This window comes from Actinophytocola sp., assembly GCF_035942955.1.
Lineage (GTDB): Bacteria > Actinomycetota > Actinomycetes > Mycobacteriales > Pseudonocardiaceae > DASYTH01.
The window spans coordinates 1-17,100 of sequence record NZ_DASZCQ010000167.1 but is presented as its reverse complement, the minus strand read 5'-3'; the positions used below and the strand labels follow the sequence as shown (position 1 = coordinate 17,100).

Below are 17,100 nucleotides of genomic sequence, written 5' to 3'. Positions count from 1 at the left end.
GCCATAGGCCACAAAAGACTCACGACCTCACTGGGGCTGCCGGGTGCGGGCGGCGGCGAGCGCGGCGACCCCGGCCCCGGCGAGGCCGACCTGCATGGCGAGCTCGATCCAGTCGATGCCCTCGGTGTCCGCCACCCCGATCACGCTCGCGCCCGCGGTGCCGAGCAGCGCGGCCGCGATCCCGACCAGGATCGTGATCGGCATCGAGATGTCCTGCTTCCCCGGCACCACAAGGCGTCCGAGCGCACCGATGACCAGCCCGATGACGAGGGCGGAAACAAGCCCGGTGATCTCCACGTGAAGTCCCTCCTCCTGGTGAACCAACCATCACCAGCATCGGGCCCGCACCCGCCGGGCGAATCGGGTGCCACCCTGAGATCGCCCCTGATTCAACCCTTACCGCACCGAGCGGATCCGGTAGACCAGCACGGCGCCGGCCACGCCGAGGGCGGCGGAGACGGTGTAGAGGACGGGGTAGCCGCCGAGATGGGTGACGATCGGGGCGGCGATGGCGGGGGCGAGCACCTGGGGGAGCGTGTCCGCAATGTTGATCACGCCCAGGTCCTTGGCGCGGTCGACGGCCTTCGGCAGCACCTCGGTCAGCAGCGCGAAGTCCACCGAGGTGTAGACGCCGAAACCGAGCCCGAGCACGGCCGCCGCCACGATCGCGGCGGGGAAGGTCTGCGCGCCGGCCAGGATCAGCGCCGCGGCGGACATGACGACGCCGGCGCACAGGACGAACACCTTGCGCCGGCCGAGCCGGTCGGACGCGACGCCGCCGGCCACGACGGTGAGCAGCAGGGTGCCGGCGTAGGTGGCGGTCAGCAGGAACACGCCGGCGTCCGGGTCGGGGTAGCGCACCGCGTCCTGCAGGTAGTAGAGCAGGTAAACCAAGGGGATCGCGTTGCCCAGGTTGATCAGGAACCGGGTCAGCCAGGCCCAGCCGAAGTCGGGGTGGCGCCGCGGGTCGATCCAGAATCCGCGCAGGAACGCCCTGGTGTCCCAGGCCGGCCGGTGCGCCGGGTCGAGCACGAGATCCCGGCGCAGCACCAGGTACGGCACGGCGGCGACGATGAGCACCGCGATGCATGCCAGGTAGCCGGCGACCAGCCCGCCGGCCGCGGCCGCCAGCGCGGAGCCGGCGACGATGCCGAGGGTCTGCGCCACGCCGAGCCAGCCGCCGACCATCCCGCGCTGCCGGTGCGGCACCTGGTCGGGCACCGCGGCCACGATCGCGGCGAACATCGCGTTCAGCGTGAGCTGCGTGGCGCACCAGCCGATCGTCATGACGGCGACGTTCGGCGCGAACGCCACCAGCAGCAGGCTCAGCGCCCCGGTGAGACCGCCGGCCACCACCCACGGCAGCCGCCGGCCGTGCCGCGACACCGTCCGGTCCGACAGCGCGCCGAACAGCGGGCTCGCCACGAGCGCGAACGCCGCGCCGGCGCCGACCACCACGCCGAGCGCGGCCTCCTTGTGCGCCGGGGCAAGGGCTTGCGCCTCGCGGCCGAGCAGCACCTGGATCGGGCCGAACCACGCCGTGAACAGCCCCACGTTGGCCAGCGAGATGGCCGCGACCCACCGGGCCGGCACCGGTTTGGTGGGCTCGGCAAGGGCCGTGACCGCGGCGGTGCTCATGACCGGATCAGATCCCGGTACCAGAAATAGGAATCCTTCGGTGTGCGGCGCAACGTCGAGTAGTCCACATGCACCAGTCCGAACCGCTGCGAGTACCCGACGGACCACTCGAAGTTGTCCATAATGGACCAGACGAAGTAGCCGCGAACGTCCACACCGGAGTCCATGGCCGCGCGCACGGCCCGGATGTGCGCGTCGAGGTAGTCGATCCGCCGGGTGTCGGCCACCCGGCCGTGCTCGTCCGGGCCGTCGTCGTACGCGCAGCCGTTCTCGGTGACGTAGAGCGGGGGCAGCGCGTCGCCGTAGCGGTCCCGGAAGCCGACCAGGATCTCGCGCAGCCCGTCTGGCACCACCGGCCAGCCGAAGCCGGTCAGCGGGTAGCCCTCGATCAGCTGGAAGTCGAACGGCAGCCCGTCCGGCAGCTCCACCCCGTCCACTGTGGGCGGTGGGGTCGAGCCGGGCGCGCCGACCCTGGCCGGCTGGTAGTAGTTGATGCCGTACCAGTCCAGCGGGGCCGAGATGGTGGCCAGGTCCTCGGCGACCGGGCCGGGCATGGCCGCCGCGAGCTCCTCGGCCGGGTAGCGGCCGCGCAGGATCGGGTCGGCGAACAGGCCGTTGACCAAGGCGTCGTAGGCCTTGACCGCGTCCCGGTCGGCGGCCGAGTCGCTGGCCGGCCACACCGGCATGTGGTGGTTGGCGATCCCGATGCCGGTTGCGCCCGTCGCCCGCAGCGCCACCACGGCCAGCCCGTGCGCCAGCAGCTGGTGGTGGGCGACCGGGAGCGCGCCGAACAGCAGGCGCTTGCCCGGAGCGTGGCCGCCGACGCCGTAGCCGAACAGCGTGACCACCATGGGCTCGTTGAGCGGCATCCACATCCGGACCCGGTCGGCCAGCCGCTCGCCGACCGCGGTGGCGTACTCGGCGAACCGGAAGGCGGTGTCGCGGTTGAGCCAGCCGCCGGCATCCTCGAGCGGCTGCGGGGTGTCCCAGTGGTAGAGCGTGGCCGCCGGCGCGATGCCGGCCGCGCACAGCTCGTCGACCAGCCGGTCGTAGAAGTCCAGCCCGGCCGGGTTGACCGGCCCGCTGCCGGTGGGCACGATCCGGGGCCACGCCACGGAGAATCGGTACGCGCCGACGCCGAGCTCGCGCATGAGCGCGACGTCCTCGGCGTAGCGGTGGTAGTGGTCGGTGGCGACGGCGCCGGTGTCGCCGTTGAGGATCCTGCCGGGCGTCGCGGCGAAGGTGTCCCATGTGGACGGTCCGCGACCGTCCTCGCCGACCGCGCCCTCGATCTGGTACGCCGACGTGGCGACGCCCCACAGGAAGTCGGGTGGAAACGCGGGCAGCGGCGGCGTCACGGGCGGCTCCTCGAAACATGAATGGATCTCACGGAAGCATGGCCGGCCGCGGCCGCCCGGTCAAGCGGAACCGGATGCCGCGGCGCGGTGTATGTCCTGCATGCGAAGGATTGTGCGCTTTGCCGGCGGGGCCATGGCCGCCGCCGCTGTCCTGCTCGTGGCCCCGGTCCCGGCCTCGGCCGGTGGCCCGACCAGCGTGCTGCTCGTGTCGCCGACCCGGCAGGTGGCCACCGCGCTGTACCACAGCGATGCCGCCTACACCCGACTGCAGGAGCTGCTCGGCGAGACCCCGGGGAACGACCCGCTCGCCCCGGCGCTGAAGGGCGGTCCGGGCACCGACGCCATCAACGTCACCTGGCTGATCCACGACGTGCAGGTCTGGCGGGTCGACCGGATCTTCATGGCGCAGGACGGACCGTGGATCGAGACCAACCTCAACCGCGACGGCACGCTCAAGTTCGATCAATCGGGCGTGGTGCATCGGGCGAGCGATGCCAAGGCACTGGTGGAGCTGCTGGCCATGCTGAAGCTGATCGGTCCCGCGCCGCCGCCCGCCAATCAGGGCATGTGGTCGCCGGCCACCGCGAGCCCGCAAACCGTGACCACGCCCGTGCAGACGGCGGCTTCCGAACGGGACGCGGCGAACATCGACTGGCTGTGGATGCTGGTCGGAGCGGCTGCCGGGGCGGTGCTCGTGGTGGGGCTGCGGCCGCTGGTCAGGCGTCGCCGGCCCGTCTAGCCTCGGGGCATGACTGAACTCGTCGGTAACAACGTCGACTACGACGTCGTGGTCGTGGGCTCGGGGTTCGGCGGCAGCGTGGCGGCGCTGCGGCTGACCGAGAAGGGCTACCGGGTGGCGGTCGTCGAGGCCGGCCGCCGCTTCGCCGACGACGAGTTCGCCAAGACCTCCTGGGACCTGCGCCGCTACCTGTGGGCCCCGCGGCTCGGCTGCTACGGCATCCAGCGCATCCACCTGCTCAAGGACGTGATGGTGCTGGCCGGGGCGGGCGTCGGCGGCGGCTCGCTGAACTACGCCAACACGCTGTACCGCCCGCTCGCCCCGTTCTACCGGGACAAGCAGTGGGCGCACATCACCGACTGGGAGGCCGAGCTCGCCCCGCACTACGACCAGGCCGGCCGGATGCTTGGCGTGGTCACCAACCCGCTGCACACCCCGCACGACGACGTGATGCGCAAGGTCGCCGCCGACCTGGGGGTGGCGGCGACCTACCACCCGACGCCGGTCGGGGTGTACTTCGGAACCCCGGGCAAGACCGTGCCGGACCCCTACTTCGGCGGCGCCGGCCCGGCCCGCACCGGCTGCGTCGCGTGCGGCTCGTGCATGACCGGCTGCCGGGTGGGCGCGAAGAACACCCTGGTCAAAAACTACCTCTACCTGGCGGAGCGGGGCGGGGCCAAGGTCATCCCGATGACCACGGTGACCGCGGTCCGGCCGCGCCCGGACGGAGCCTTCGCCGTCGACCTGCGCAAGACCGGCACCCGGTCGCGGCTGTTCCGGCACACGATCACCGCCGGCCGGGTGGTGCTCGCGGCCGGCACCTGGGGCACCCAGACGCTGCTGCACCGGATGCGCGACACCGGCACCCTGCCGCACCTTTCGGCCAGGCTGGGCGAGCTGACCAGGACCAACTCCGAGGCGATCCTCGGCGCCGCGCGTGCCACGGTCGATCCCGAGCGCGACTTCAGCCGGGGCATCGCGATCACGTCGTCCATCCACCCGGACGAGACCACGCACATCGAGCCGGTGCGCTACGGCACGGGCAGCAACGCCATGGGCCTGCTGCAGACCATCGCCACCGACGGAGGGTCCCCCGTGCCCCGCTGGCGCCAGGCGCTGACCTTCCTCGTGCGCCACCCGGTGCTGTCCGCCCGGCTGCTGCGCGTGCGCCGGTGGAGCGAGCGGACCGTGATCCTGCTGGTGATGCAGAGCCTTGACAACTCCATCACCACGTTCACCAGGCGGGGCCTGTTCGGCCGGCGCCGGTACACCTCGCGGCAGGGCCACGGCGAGCCCAACCCGAGCTTCATTCCCGTTGCCCACAAGGCGACCGAGCTGGCCGCCAAGCACATCGACGGGATGCCCGGCGGCACCTGGGGCGAGCTGTTCAACATCCCGCTGACCGCGCACTTCATCGGTGGCTGCCCGATCGGCGCCGACGCCGAGCACGGCGTGATCGACCCGTACCACCGGGTGCACAACTATCCCGGTCTGTCCATTGTGGACGGATCGGCGATCACGGCGAACCTCGGCGTGAACCCGGCGCTGACCATCACCGCCCAGGCCGAGCGGGCGTTGTCGTTCTGGCCCAACAAGGGCGAGCCCGACCCCCGCCCGGCCCAGGCCGCGGGATACCGGCGGATCGCACCGGTGCCGCCGAGGCACCCGGCCGTCCCAGAGGACGCCCCGGGTGCGTTGCGCTACGCGAAGAACTCGGCGAGCGCGACGGCCAGCACCGCCGGGTCCACCTGATGAGTCTGCCCAGCCAGATAGCGGTGCCGGGCGCCCGGCACGGCTTCCGCGACCGAGCGGACGGCGTCGCGTAGGAACACCGGGCTGTCCGCGCCGCCGAGCACGAGCGTGGGCACGGCCACCGAGGCGGCGCGGTCGAGCACCGTCGGGTCCGTGGCGATCGTGTTGTCGTAGACCAGCGTGTGCGCGATGGCCTCCAGGCCCGCCCACATCGGCGAGGTCTTCATCTGCGCGATCACCTCGGCGGGGATCTGCGGTCCGTGGGTCAGGAAGTGCTCGACCGCGTCGCCGCGCCGTCCAGCCGAAACCAGGGCGGACAGCCGCGTGACCATGTCGCCCGAGTGCTCCCTGCTTGCCGGCGGCTCGTACAGCGCCAGCTTCTCCATGCCGAGTCCCCGCGCCGCCGCCTCGAGGATGAGGACCGCGCCGGAGGACATGCCGTACGCGCACGCCGAACCGCCGGCCGCGGCGATGATCGCGTCGAGGTCCTCCAACTCGCGCTCGATGCTCCACGGCTGGGTGTCGCCGCTGTCGCCCTTGCCGCGCCGGTCGTAAGAGAACACGGTGAACCGGTCGGCAAGCCGGGCGGCCAGCGGCGCGCTGGTCCGCCGGTCGCAGAACGCGCCCTCGACGAGGATCACCGGCGGCCCGTCGCCGATCCGGTCGAACGCGATCGTGGTGCCGTCCTTGGAAGTTGTCTTGTTCATGCCCGCCCGACGAACGGAGTTCGGGTCGCCGGACAGGCTCAGGATGTGGTCTCCGTCACACGCCGGGCCAGATAGCGGCGCTCGGGCTCCGTCGTGGCGAGCGCCAGCGCCTCGCGGTAGGCGGCGGCCGCCTCACGGCTCCGGCCGAGGCGGCGCAGCAGGTCGGCGCGGGTGGCCGGGAGCAGGTAGTACTCCTGCAGCGCACCCCGCGCGGCGAGCTCGTCGACCAGCGCCAGACCCGCCTGCGGACCGTCGGCCATCCCGACCGCGACGGCCCGGTTGAGCTCCACCACCGGCGAGGGCACGAACCGGACCAGCCGGGCGTACAGCTCGGCGATCTGCGGCCAGTCGGTGTCCGCCGCGTCGGCCGCGGTCGCGTGGCACGCGGCGATGGCCGCCTGGATCTGGTACGGGCCGGGTCGCCCTCGGCGCAGGGCGTCCTCAAGCAACTCCGTGCCCTCGGCGATCTCGCCGGCGTCCCAGCGGGAGCGGTCCTGGTGCTCCAGCGTGATCAGCACGCCGGCGTCGTCGACCCGGGTGGCCCGGCGGGCGTCGTGCAGCAGCAGCAACGCGAGCAGGCCCGCCGCCTCCGGCTCGCCGGGCAGCAGCCGGGCCAGCCGGATGGCCTCCGCGCACAGGCCCTGCCGGATCAGGTCGGCGCCGGCCGTGGCCGCGTAGCCCTCGTTGAACAGCAGGTACAGCACGCCGAGCACGGCCGTGGTGCGTTCGGGCAGCAGGTGCGGCGGCGGCACCCGGTACGGGATGCGCGCGTTGCGGATCTTCCGCTTGGCCCTGGTGATCCGCCGGGTCATGGTGGCCTCGGAGACCAGGAACGCCCTGGCGATCTCGGCGGTGGTCAGCCCGGTCAGCGTGCGCAGCGTGAGCGCGACCCTGGCCTCAAGGGCCAGGGCCGGGTGGCAGCAGGTGAACATCAGCCGCAGCCGGTCGTCCGGGAAGTCGTCGACCGGGGCGGGTTCGGAGTCGGCCAGCAGCGCCGCGTCCCGCAGCTTGGCCGCCCCCACGGCCTCCCGGCGCAGCCGGTCGACGGCGCGGTTGCGGGCCACCGTGGTCAGCCAGGCGCCGGGCCGCTCCGGTACCCCGTCGCGCTCCCACCGCTCCAGCGCGGCGGCGACCGCGTCCGACGCGCACTCCTCGGCCAGGTCCCAGTCCCCGGTCACCCGGATCAGGGTGGCCACGACCTGGCCCCACTCCTCCCGGAAGGACTCGGCGACCGCGTCCGCTACGGCTCCCAGACCGGCCTCACCTCGATCTGTCCCACCGCGGCCCAGGGATGCTTCGCCGCCAGCTCGAGCGCCTCGTCGAGGTCGGCCGCCTCGATCACGCTGAACCCGCCGATCTGGTCCTTGGTCTCGGCGAACGGGCCGTCGGTGAGCAACACCTCGCCGTTGCGCACCCTGACCGTCGTCGCGTCGGTGGCCGGCCGCAGCCCCGCGCTGCTCAGCATGGCCCCCCGCCGCGCCACCTCCTCCCCCCACGTGGCGCACGCCGGCCCCGTCTCCGCCGCGGCCCGTTCGAGATCCGTGCGGTAGGCCACGTCGCTGCACAGCATCAGCACGTACTTCACGGGTCCTCCTCCGCGGTGGCAGGGTTGACACATGGTCAAACCGTTCGCCTCGACCGCCGACACTACGACGAAGGTGGAGACGTTCGCCGAGCTGGCCGACGGCGTCTACGCGCTGACCGCGGAGGGCGACCCGAACGTCGGCGCCATCGAGGCCGAGGACTTCCTGGTCTGCTTCGAGGCCAGGGCCACCCCGGTGGCGGCCCGGCGGTGGCTGGACCGGCTCCGCGAGCGGACCGACAAGCCCGTGCGCTACCTGGTGCTCAGCCATTACCACGCGGTGCGGGTGCTCGGGGCCAGCGCGTTCGACGCGGCCGAGATCGTCACCCACGACCAGACCCGGGTGCTGATCGCCGAGCGCGGCAAGCAGGACTGGGACAGCGAGTACGGCCGGATGCCGCGGCTGTTCGAGGAGCCGGCGTCCATCCCCGGCCTGACCTGGCCGACGATCACGTTCTCCGACCGGCTGACGATCCCGCTCGGCGGCTCGCGCGGCGACCTGGTGCTGGCCTACTGCGGGCGCGGGCACACCGCCGGCGACATCGTGGCCTGGCTGCCAGGGCACCGCATCATGTTCGCCGGCGACCTGGTCGAGTCGCGGGCCGCGCTGTACACCGGGGACGCGTTCCACGACGACTGGGCGACGTCCACTCTGGACAACGTGGCCGCGTTCGGGGCGGAGGCCCTTGTCGGCGGGCGCGGCGCGGTGGCCGCCGGCGCCGACGCGGTGATCGCGGCGATCGCGCAGAGCCGGCACTTCCTCGACGAGCTGCGCCGCACCGTCCGCTGGGTGCACGACGGCGGCGGCACGATCGCCGACGCGTTCCGGGCCGCGCACACCGCGCTGGCCCCGGACTACGGCGGCTGGCCGATCTTCGAGCACTGCCTTCCGTTCAACGTGCAGCGCTACTGGGACGAGCTGGACGGGATCGACTGGCCACGCATCTGGACGGCCGAAAGGGACCGGGAGGTCTGGGTGGCACTGCAGGATCAGTGATGGTCGTGTTCTCCTTGGCCCATGAGCTACGACGACCTCAAGGCGCTGTTCATCAACTGCACGCTGAAGCGCTCCCCCGAGCGCAGCCACACCGAGGGTCTGATCGACCGCAGCCGGGCGATCATGGCGAAGAACGGCGTCGGAGTCGACGTGATCCGCGCGATCGACCACGACATCGCCACCGGCGTCTGGCCGGACATGACCGAGCACGGCTGGGAGCGCGACGAGTGGCCGGCGATCCACCGGCGGGTGCTGGCGGCCGACATCCTCGTGCTCTGCGGGCCGATCTGGTTGGGGGACAACAGCTCGGTGCTGAAGCGGGTGATCGAGCGGCTGTACGCGTGCTCCTCGCTGCTCAACGACGCCGGCCAGTACGCCTACTACGGCCGGGTGGGCGGCTGCCTGATCACCGGCAACGAGGACGGGGTCAAGCACTGCGCGAGCAACGTCCTCTACAGCCTCCAGCACCTCGGCTACACCATCCCGCCGCAGGCCGACGCCGGCTGGATCGGCGCGGCCGGGCCGGGACCGTCCTACCTGGACCCGGGTTCCGGCGGCCCGGAGAACGACTTCACCAACCGCAACACCACGTTCATGACCTGGAACCTGATGCACCTGGCCCGGATGCTGCGCGACGCGGGCGGCATTCCCGCACATGGCAACCAGCGCTCCGAGTGGGACGCCGGCTGCCGCTTCGACTACGAGAACCCCGAGCATCGCTGAGGATCCGATGGACCCGGTGCTGATCGTCGGCGCCGGGCCGGTCGGGCTGTCCGGGGCGCTGCTGCTGGCCCGGCAGGGTGTGCCGAGCGTCGTCCTGGAGGCCGCGCCCGAGCGGCAGACCATCGGCAGCCGGTCGATCTGCGTGCAGCGCGACGTGCTCGACATCCTGGAGCGGGTCGGCCTGGGCCACACGCTGGTCGAGGCCGGCGTGACCTGGTACACGGGCCGGATCTACTACCGGGAGCACGAGGTCTTCACGATCACGTTCCCGGAGACCGGGGCCGGCGAGTTCCCGCCGTTCGTCAACATCTCGCAGAGCGAGGTGGAACGGTTGCTGGAGCGGCGGGTCCGCGCCGAGCCGCTGATCGACCTGCGGTACGGGCACCGGGTCACCGACATCGATGCCGGTGCGCACGAGGTCCGTGCTCGAGCGTCCACACCGGACGGAGTCGTCGATCTCATCGGTACGCACTGCGTCGCCGCCGACGGCGGCCGGTCCACCGTGCGCGAGCTGCTCGGGCTGCCGTTCGACGGGCACTCCTTCGACGACCAGTTCCTGATCACCGACATCCGGGCGAAGCTGGACTTTCCCGTGCCGGAGCGGCGGTTCTACTTCGACCCGGCGGCCAATCCCGGCCGGCAGGTGCTGCTGCACCCGCAACCCGACGACGTGTGGCGCATCGACTGGCAGGTGCCGGACGGCTTCGACCTGCCGGCCGACCGGGCCGGCGGCGGGCTCGAGCGGCGCGTCCGGGCGATCGTCGGCGACACCGACTACGAGGTGGTCTGGATGTCGGTGTACCGATTCCACCAACGCCGGGCGCCGACCATGATCCGCGGCCGGGTGCTGCTCGCCGGCGACGCCGCGCACGTGATGAGCCCGTTCGGCGCGCGCGGCATGAACTCCGGGATCGCCGACGTCGAGAACGCCGCGTGGAAGATCGCGCTGGACCGATCCGGGGCGGCCGGCCCGGCGCTGCTGGCGTCGTACGACCACGAGCGCGGCGCCGCGGCCGACGAGAACCTGCGGGTCACCGGGCGGACCATGCGGTTCCTGGTGCCGCGCACGGAGGCGGAGCGGGCGCACCGGCGCGACGTGCTCGAGCGCAGCGTGCACGATTCGGCCGCCCGCAAGGAGATCGATTCCGGCAAGCTGTCCGAGCCGTTCTGGTACCTCGACTCGCCGCTGACCACGCCGGCCGATCCCGCCGAGATCGCGGCGTTCCCGACCGAGCCGGGGGTGGTGCGGCCGCCGCTGCCCGGGGTGCTGTGCCCGGATCTTCCGCTGCCGTCCGGCGGCCGGCTGCGTGCCCGGTTCGGCGCCGGCTTCACCGTGCTTGTGGGACCCGAGGCCGGGGTCGACGGGGTCGTCGTACCGCCGGAGATCGCCGCGGCGCTGCGGTTCGGCCGGCGCGGCGCCGCCCTGGTCCGGCCGGACGGCTACCTGGCGGCGGTGCTGACCGGCGAGGATCTCGAGCCGCGCCTGGCGGCCGCGCGCCGCCGGGCATGCGGCTGGTGACGTTCCGTGCCAACCTCGGGGTCATGACGGTGCCGCGCAGAGGGTTCCTGCTGGGGGTGGCCGCGGCGACCTCCGCGTGCACCGGCCGGTCACCCGCCGGCCCGCCGGCCACCTCGGCGCCGCCATCGAGCACCGCGGTGTCCCGGCCGCCGGACTGGGCGGCGCTGCGGGCCCGGCTGCCCGGCGGCCTGGTGCTGCCCGGCGAGCCCGGCTACGACTCCGCCCGCCGCTCGTTCAACCCGCTGTTCGACGGCCAGGCGCCGGCCGCGGTCGCCACCTGCACCCGGCCGGAGGACGTCCAGGCCTGCGTGGAGGAGGCCCGCGCCGCGCGGATCCCGATCGCGGCCCGCAGCGGCGGCCACGGCTACGCCGGTTACAGCACGCCGCCGTCGGGTCTGGTGGTCGACCTGGCCGGGCTGTCCGGGGTCCGGGTCCACGCCGACGGCACCGCCGAGATCGGTGCCGGCACCCGCCTGATCGACGTCTATGCCGAGTTGGCCCGCGCCGGCCGCTGCCTGCCCGCCGGCTCCTGCCCCACGGTCGGCATCGCCGGTCTCACCCTCGGTGGCGGCATCGGCGTGCTCGCCCGCAAGTTCGGCCTCACCTGTGACCGGCTGCGGTCCGCAAGGGTGGTGACCGCCGACGCGACGCTGCGCACCGCCGCCGCCGACTCCGAGCCGGACCTGTTCTGGGCGCTGCGCGGCGGCGGGGGCGGCAACCTCGGCATCGTCACCTCGTTCACGTTCACCACCGAGCCCGCCCCCGACCTCACGGTGTTCGCCCTGCGCTTCCCGCCCGGCGCCGCCGCCGACGTGCTGGGCGCCTGGCAGCGGTGGATCACCGACGCCCCCGACGAGCTGTGGTCCATGTGCGCGGTCTCCGCCGGCCGCCCACCCTCGGTCCGCGTCGGCGGCTGCTTCGTCGGCCCGCCGTCAGCCGTGGCGCCGCTGCTGGCCAAGCTCCCCGACCCGACCGCACGCACCGTGTTGCCCAAGGGTTTCCTCGACGCCATGCGCTACTTCGCCGGTTGCTCGGAGCACACGGTCGCGCGGTGCCAGCTCGACTCGGCCGGCGGCGCCCTCGACCGCGCCGCGTTCGTCGCCTCCTCCCGCGTGCTCCCCGGCCAGGTGGACCCGGCCCACCTGGTGTCCATAATGGATGGACGGACGGCGATGGACCTCTTGCTCGACTCCTTCGGCGGCGCCGTCTCCCGCGTCGCCCCCGACGCCACCGCCTTCCCGCACCGCGGGGCCCTTGCCAGCGCCCAGATCTACGCCTCCGCCACCCCTGCCTCCCGGGACCGGGTCGCCAGAGCCGTCGCCGAGGTGCGCGACGCCCTCGGTCGACTCACCGGCCCGGCCGCCTACGTCAACTACATCGATTCATCCCTCCCCGACTGGGCCACCGCCTACTACGGCGCCAACCTTCCCCGCCTCCGCCAGATCGCCCGCCATTTCGATCCCGACGCGGTGTTCGCCTTCGCCCAGGGGCTGACGAATGTCTAACGGTCAACAAAATCCGATTACCAAGGTCACCTGACGACGGGTCCTAGGACTCTGGTGGGGGCACGGCAGAAGTGCTGTCGCCGCATGGATCTTGTCTGCAGTGGACACACGTGACGATCGATATCTATTGTGACCACCACGGTGTGGTAGATCCGTTGCTTATCAACACAAAATGGTTGCCATCGTGGCGGAAGGGTGCGCCAACGATGGCAAATACGAGTGTGCCCAAATAGCTTGTGGTCGGGAGTAACGTTTATGCATCTTTTCAGGTTGTGCCGTCATCGTCCGCACTGGACGGTCTTCCTCCTCGTGCTCGCGTGTGTGCTGTCGGGATGCGGGCGGGACGCGGACGAGTCGGCCCTCGCGGGACCTGAGCTGAACAAGATCACCGTCGGCGTGCTGCCCATCGTGGACAGTGCGAGCCTGTATCTGGCGATGAGAAACGGCTACTTCGCCGAGGAGGGCCTCGAGGTCGAGGTCAAGACCCTGGCCGGGGGCGCGGCGGCCGTGCCCGGCCTGCGCAACGACGAGGTGCAGTTCGCCCTCGGCAACTACGTGAGCTTCTTCGCCGCGCAGGCGGCCGGCGCCCTGGACGTCAAGCTGGTGGCCGACGCCTATCAGGCGTCCCCCGGCACCTTTATGATCATGGTGAGCCGGGACTCGCCGATGCGTAAGGCCCGGGACCTGGCCGGGAAGAAGATCGCCGTGAACACCAGGGCCAACGTCGTCGAGCTGACCGCGCGGTCCGCCCTGCAGACCGCCGGGGTCGACCCGGACACGGTCACGTTCGTGCCGATCCCGTTCCCCGAGATGACCGCCGCCCTGGTCGGCGGCGCCGTCGACGCCGCGGTGATGGTCGAGCCCTACATCACCCAGGCGCAGAAGGATCACGGCGTCCTCCCGATGATCGACGTGATGTCCGGCCCGACCGCCCAGTTCCCCATCGCCGCCTGGGTCGCCACCGCCAAGCTCGCCACCGAGAAGCCCAACACCGTCCACGCCTTCCAGCGGGCGATCATCAAGGGCCAGGCCGCCGCGGCGAACAACCGGGTCGAGGTGGAACGCGTGCTCACCGAGTTCGTCAAGGTGGACACCATCACCGTCAGCCTGATGCAACTCGGCACCTGGCCCACCACCCTCGAAGAGACCCGCATCCAGCGCGTCGTCGACCTCATGACCTCCGCCGGCCAACTCCCCAAACCCATCGACGTCCACTCGATGATCATCCCGCCGCCGGCCTGACGGCCAGCTCGTCCGGCCGGAGGTGAACCATGGCCTCGTCGTTTCCGTATACCGGACTGGGAGCTCGTTCGTCCACTGCGGAGGGTCGACGGCCGGAAAGTCGTGCGTCCCGCCATGTCCGGAGGAGGCCACGACTTGCGAGCGAAACACGGGCGGGCCACCAGGAGCATGGCGATGCTCGCCGGCGCCGGCGCCGGAGCCATGGCGGTCGCGGTGGTCGCGCTCCTCCTGCCACCGGCCAACGCCGTGCAATCGGCGCCGGCTCCGGACACAGTGGACCCGGCCGCCGCTGCGTCGGAGTTGGTCGCCGGGTTCGCCACGCAGCTCGGCTCGGCCTACGCCGGCGCCTACTACGACGCGGACCGGCGGCGGATGGTCGTGAACGTCGCCGGCTACGACCACAGCACCATCGCGCGGATCCGCACCGCGGGAGCCGAACCGCGCCAGGTCACCAACACCGGCGCCACGCTCGGCTCCGCCGCTCGAACGATGCGCAAGCAGGTGCGCATCCCGGGCACCGCCTGGGCCGTCGACCCGCGCACCAACCAGCTCGTCGTCACCGCCGACAGCACCGTCAGCACCCGCAACTGGAACCGGCTGGCGGCCACGGTGCGGTCGCTGGGCAACGGCGTGGCCCGGCTCCAACGGTCCGCCGGTGAGTTCCGGCTGTTCGCCGAGGGCGGGGACGCCATCTTCGGCGGCCGCGCCAGGTGCTCGCTCGGCTTCAACGTCACCACCAGGAATGGTCCGGGCTTCCTGACCGCCGGTCACTGCGGCGTCGCCGCGCGGCGCTGGTCCGACGCCCCCAACGGCCGACCCATCGGCACCGTCGAGGACGCGACCTTCCCGGGCCGTGGCGACTTCGCCCTCGTCACCTACGACGACTCCGCCACCGAAGCACCGAGCGCGGTCGACATCGGCCGCGGCCGGCTGGTCCAGATCAGGCAGGCGGCCGAGGCCGTGGTGGGTCAGCGGGTCATCCGCATGGGCAGCACCACCGGCCTTGACGACGGCACCGTGCTCGCCCTCGACGTCACCGTCAACTACCCGGAGGGCACCGTCACCGGCCTGATCCAGACCGACGTCTGCGCCGAGCCCGGGGACAGCGGCGGCCCGCTCTTCACCGCCAACGGCGCCGCCATCGGCCTCACCTCCGGCGGCAGCGGCAACTGCGCCGTCGGCGGTGAGACCTTCTTCCAACCGGTGCCGGCAGCCCTCCGTGCGGTGGGCGCCGACCTGCCCTGACCGGCGCTACAGGTCCAGTCCGGTGAGGACCATGACGCGTTCCTCGGTGAGGTCGAGCATGGCGGAGTGGACGCCCTCGCGGCCGGTGCCGGAGGCCTTGACGCCGCCGTATGGCATCTGGTCGGCGCGGAAGGAGGGGACGTCGCCGATGATCAGGCCGCCGACGTCCAGGGTGGCGGCGGCGTGGAAGGCGGTTCGGATGTCCGACGTGAAGATGCCGGCCTGCAGGCCGTAGGCGGAGTCGTCGACGGTGACCAGCGCGGCGTCCAGTCCGTCCACTATGGACACCGCGAGGACCGGCCCGAAGACCTCCTCGGACCACACGCGGGCGTCGGGCGGGACGTCGGTGAGCACGGTGGGGGCGAGGTTGGCGCCGTCGCGCTTGCCGCCGGTGAGCAGGCGGGCGCCGCGGTCGACGGCCTCGGTGATCCACTCCTCGACGCGGACGGCGGCGGCCTCGTCGACCATCGGGCCGACGTCGACGTCGGGGTCGTGCGGGTCGCCGGTCTGCAGCGCGGCGACGGCGTCGAGCAGGCGGGGGAGGAACGCGTCGGCGACCGGCCGGTCCACCAGCACCCGCTGGACGGCGATGCACGACTGGCCGGCCAGGTAGTTGCCGAACGTGGCGATCCGGGACGCGGCGAAGTCCAGGTCGGGCCAGTCCGCGCACACCACGGCGGCGGCGTTGCCGCCCAGCTCGAGCACCACGTGCTTGCGCGGCACGGCGTCGGCGATCGACCAGCCGACCGGTCCGGAGCCGGTGAACGACACGACCGGCAGCCGCTCGTCGGCGACCAGCGCCCGTGTCTCCTCGTTGCCGACCGGGAGCACGGAGAACGCGCCGGCCGGCAGGTCGGTCTCGGCCAGCAGCTCACCGAGCAGCAGCGCGGACAGCGGGGTCCGCGGGGCCGGCTTGACCACGACCGGCGCGCCGACCGCCAGCGCCGGGGCCACCTTGTGCGCCACCAGGTTCAGCGGGAAGTTGAACGGGCTGATGCCGAGCACCGGCCCGCGCGGCACCCGGCGCACCAACGCGACCCGGCCCTCGGCGGTGGGGTCGGTGTCGAGGCGCTGGAGCACGCCACCGAACCGGCGGGCCTCCTCGGCGGCGATCCGGAACGTGCCGACCGCCCGCTTCACCTCGACCATGGCCCACTTCAGCGGCTTGCCGTTCTCCGCGGTGATCAGCTCGGCCACCTCGTCGGCCCGCGCGTCGAGCGCCGAGGAGACGTGGTCGAGCGCGGCGGCCCGCAGGTGTGCCGGCGAGCCGCGGAACGACCGGGCAACGGACGCGGCGCCGGCCACCGCCCGCTCGATCTGCTCGGCGGACGGCACGCAGACGGTCGCGACCTCGCTGCCGTCGTAGGGGTGGGTCACGCTCAGCGTCTGCGCGCTCTGCTCGGCCCGCCCGGCGACCCAACACGGACGGGGCGTTGGCGAAGTGGCGTCCATAACCCCACCGTAGGCCCATGACATCCTGGACGCGTGAGCGAGAGCAGGCCCGTCCTGGTGGTGGACTTCGGCGCGCAGTACGCCCAGCTGATCGCCCGGCGGGTGCGTGAGGCGCAGGTGTACTCCGAGGTGGTGCCGCACACTGCGACGGTGGCCGAGCTGATGGCCCGCGAGCCCGCCGCGATCGTGCTGTCCGGCGGCCCGTCGAGCGTGTACGCCGAGGGCGCGCCCGGCGTCGACCCGGCCCTGTTCGACGCCGGGGTTCCGGTGTTCGGCATCTGCTACGGCTTCCAGGCCATCGCCAAGACCCTCGGCGGCACCGTGACGCACACCGGCACGCGCGAGTACGGCCGCACCGAGCTGACCGCGGCCGGCGGCACGCTGCACGGCGACCTGCCGGCCCGGCACCCGGTCTGGATGAGCCACGGCGACTGCGTCACCGAGGCGCCGCAAGGGTTCACGGTCACCGCGAGCAGCCAGGGCGCCCCGGTCGCCGGGTTCGAGGACGTGCGGCGGCGCATCGCCGGCGTGCAGTACCACCCCGAGGTGGCGCACTCCCCGCACGGCCAGGAGGTGCTCCGCCGGTTCCTGCACGACATCGCCGGCATCCGTCCACAATGGACGACAGCGTCCATTGTGGA

At 72.5% G+C, this 17,100-nt stretch carries 16 protein-coding genes; 9 read left to right on the top strand and 7 right to left on the bottom strand.

Annotated elements, in window-relative coordinates:
• Positions 1-27: 27 nt before the first annotated feature.
• From VGX25_RS17085 to VGX25_RS17075, 3 genes are all read right to left on the bottom strand, one after another.
• On the bottom strand, positions 28-297 hold the full coding sequence (locus tag VGX25_RS17085; RefSeq protein ID WP_326918792.1) for a GlsB/YeaQ/YmgE family stress response membrane protein: 270 nt from the start codon (positions 295-297) through the stop codon (positions 28-30).
• A 99-nt stretch (positions 298-396) separates the two neighbouring features.
• On the bottom strand, positions 397-1,638 hold the full coding sequence (locus VGX25_RS17080; RefSeq protein WP_326918791.1) for an MFS transporter: 1,242 nt from the start codon (positions 1,636-1,638) through the stop codon (positions 397-399).
• Positions 1,635-2,996 carry a GH1 family beta-glucosidase gene (locus VGX25_RS17075; RefSeq protein ID WP_326918790.1) on the bottom strand — a complete coding sequence of 454 codons (1,362 nt, stop codon included), beginning with the start codon at positions 2,994-2,996 and terminating at the stop codon, positions 1,635-1,637. The genes VGX25_RS17080 and VGX25_RS17075 overlap by 4 nt, the downstream gene beginning before the upstream one ends.
• A 100-nt stretch (positions 2,997-3,096) precedes the next feature.
• Here VGX25_RS17075 and VGX25_RS17070 point away from each other — a divergent pair, with 100 nt between their 5' ends.
• Together VGX25_RS17070 and VGX25_RS17065 are read left to right on the top strand one after the other, a co-directional pair.
• A complete protein-coding gene (locus VGX25_RS17070; protein ID WP_326918789.1) occupies positions 3,097-3,735 on the top strand; it encodes a hypothetical protein in 639 nt (212 codons plus the stop codon).
• Between the two features lie 9 nt (positions 3,736-3,744).
• A complete protein-coding gene (locus VGX25_RS17065) occupies positions 3,745-5,487 on the top strand; it encodes a GMC family oxidoreductase (protein WP_326918788.1) in 1,743 nt (580 codons plus the stop codon).
• Here the strand turns inward: VGX25_RS17065 and VGX25_RS17060 are convergent.
• From VGX25_RS17060 to VGX25_RS17050, 3 genes are read right to left on the bottom strand one after another with little or no spacing between them, the layout of a single operon-like run.
• Complete coding sequence (locus tag VGX25_RS17060; protein WP_326918787.1) at positions 5,436-6,194, bottom strand: alpha/beta fold hydrolase; 759 nt, start codon at positions 6,192-6,194, stop codon at positions 5,436-5,438. The genes VGX25_RS17065 and VGX25_RS17060 overlap by 52 nt on opposite strands.
• Before the next feature lie 38 nt (positions 6,195-6,232).
• Positions 6,233-7,447 carry an RNA polymerase sigma factor gene (locus VGX25_RS17055; protein WP_326918793.1) on the bottom strand — a complete coding sequence of 405 codons (1,215 nt, stop codon included), beginning with the start codon at positions 7,445-7,447 and terminating at the stop codon, positions 6,233-6,235.
• The gene (locus VGX25_RS17050) at positions 7,435-7,779 is read right to left on the bottom strand and encodes a YciI family protein (RefSeq protein ID WP_326918786.1); all 345 of its coding nucleotides are present in this window, start codon (positions 7,777-7,779) and stop codon (positions 7,435-7,437) included. Before VGX25_RS17050 ends, VGX25_RS17055 begins: the two co-directional genes overlap by 13 nt.
• A 31-nt stretch (positions 7,780-7,810) precedes the next feature.
• Here VGX25_RS17050 and VGX25_RS17045 point away from each other — a divergent pair, with 31 nt between their 5' ends.
• From VGX25_RS17045 to VGX25_RS17020, 6 genes are all read left to right on the top strand, one after another.
• On the top strand, positions 7,811-8,773 hold the full coding sequence (locus tag VGX25_RS17045) for an MBL fold metallo-hydrolase (protein WP_326918785.1): 963 nt from the start codon (positions 7,811-7,813) through the stop codon (positions 8,771-8,773).
• Between the two features lie 21 nt (positions 8,774-8,794).
• Entirely contained in the window at positions 8,795-9,496 is a 702-nt protein-coding gene (locus tag VGX25_RS17040; RefSeq protein WP_326918784.1) for a flavodoxin family protein, read from the top strand.
• Positions 9,497-9,503: 7 nt separating this feature from the next.
• The gene (locus VGX25_RS17035) at positions 9,504-11,015 is read left to right on the top strand and encodes an FAD-dependent monooxygenase (RefSeq protein WP_326918783.1); all 1,512 of its coding nucleotides are present in this window, start codon (positions 9,504-9,506) and stop codon (positions 11,013-11,015) included.
• A 23-nt stretch (positions 11,016-11,038) separates the two neighbouring features.
• The gene (locus tag VGX25_RS17030; protein ID WP_326918782.1) at positions 11,039-12,520 is read left to right on the top strand and encodes an FAD-binding oxidoreductase; all 1,482 of its coding nucleotides are present in this window, start codon (positions 11,039-11,041) and stop codon (positions 12,518-12,520) included.
• Between the two features lie 270 nt (positions 12,521-12,790).
• Positions 12,791-13,762 (top strand): ABC transporter substrate-binding protein, encoded by a 972-nt coding sequence (locus tag VGX25_RS17025; RefSeq protein ID WP_326918781.1) that lies wholly within the window; start codon positions 12,791-12,793, stop codon positions 13,760-13,762.
• 135 nt (positions 13,763-13,897) lie between these two features.
• On the top strand, positions 13,898-15,007 hold the full coding sequence (locus tag VGX25_RS17020; protein ID WP_326918780.1) for a S1 family peptidase: 1,110 nt from the start codon (positions 13,898-13,900) through the stop codon (positions 15,005-15,007).
• A 6-nt stretch (positions 15,008-15,013) separates the two neighbouring features.
• Here the strand turns inward: VGX25_RS17020 and VGX25_RS17015 are convergent, their stop codons facing one another.
• Positions 15,014-16,459 (bottom strand): aldehyde dehydrogenase family protein, encoded by a 1,446-nt coding sequence (locus VGX25_RS17015; protein ID WP_326918779.1) that lies wholly within the window; start codon positions 16,457-16,459, stop codon positions 15,014-15,016.
• A gap of 33 nt (positions 16,460-16,492) precedes the next feature.
• On the opposite strand from VGX25_RS17015, the gene guaA reads away from it, so the two are divergent.
• Positions 16,493-17,100, top strand: a 608-nt coding sequence (gene guaA, locus VGX25_RS17010) for a glutamine-hydrolyzing GMP synthase (RefSeq protein WP_326918778.1), incomplete at its 3' end; no start/stop codon positions are given.

Bases quoted from the DNA above. Each gene is read 5' to 3' on its own strand.
- VGX25_RS17080 (WP_326918791.1), bottom strand. From the start codon at position 1,638: ATGAGCACCGCCGCGGTCACGGCCCTTGCCGAGCCCACCAAACCGGTG.
- VGX25_RS17045 (WP_326918785.1), top strand. From the start codon at position 7,811: ATGGTCAAACCGTTCGCCTCGACCGCCGACACTACGACGAAGGTGGAG.
- VGX25_RS17070 (WP_326918789.1), top strand. From the start codon at position 3,097: ATGCGAAGGATTGTGCGCTTTGCCGGCGGGGCCATGGCCGCCGCCGCT.
- VGX25_RS17040 (WP_326918784.1), top strand. From the start codon at position 8,795: ATGAGCTACGACGACCTCAAGGCGCTGTTCATCAACTGCACGCTGAAG.
- VGX25_RS17060 (WP_326918787.1), bottom strand. From the start codon at position 6,194: ATGAACAAGACAACTTCCAAGGACGGCACCACGATCGCGTTCGACCGG.
- VGX25_RS17015 (WP_326918779.1), bottom strand. From the start codon at position 16,459: ATGGACGCCACTTCGCCAACGCCCCGTCCGTGTTGGGTCGCCGGGCGG.
- VGX25_RS17035 (WP_326918783.1), top strand. From the start codon at position 9,504: ATGGACCCGGTGCTGATCGTCGGCGCCGGGCCGGTCGGGCTGTCCGGG.
- VGX25_RS17030 (WP_326918782.1), top strand. From the start codon at position 11,039: ATGACGGTGCCGCGCAGAGGGTTCCTGCTGGGGGTGGCCGCGGCGACC.
- VGX25_RS17065 (WP_326918788.1), top strand. From the start codon at position 3,745: ATGACTGAACTCGTCGGTAACAACGTCGACTACGACGTCGTGGTCGTG.